This is a genomic window from Algibacter sp. TI.3.09, from assembly GCF_038154905.1.
Lineage (GTDB): Bacteria > Bacteroidota > Bacteroidia > Flavobacteriales > Flavobacteriaceae > Algibacter.
The window spans coordinates 1-289 of sequence record NZ_JBAKAN010000065.1; the positions used below are offsets into that span (position 1 = coordinate 1).

The 289-nt window shown below is 33.9% G+C and carries 1 protein-coding gene; it reads right to left on the reverse strand.

The window, feature by feature from the left end:
- The coding region (locus V6246_RS18340; RefSeq protein WP_341561881.1) for an NAD(P)H-binding protein at positions 1-289 on the reverse strand (289 nt) is incomplete at both ends.

Sequence of the window (289 nt, forward strand, 5' to 3'; positions counted from 1 at the left end):
TTAACATTGGCTTTTTTTGAAGGATCTCCTAATTTTTTTGCACCTTCTTGATCTACGTCAATAACGTTTTTTCCTCCAGAACCCGCTGCAAATTTTACTTTGTCTATACCTTTTAAGGTATGAGAGATATCTTTTTCTAAATCTCCTAAAACGGTTGCTATACCAACTTTTTTAAATTGTTCTTCTTGTTCCGTTTTACGAACCATAGCGACAGGTTTAAAATATTGAGATGCATTTAATAAGGTTACTATTTTTTTTCCGGTGGTACCGTTGGCACCAGCTACTAATA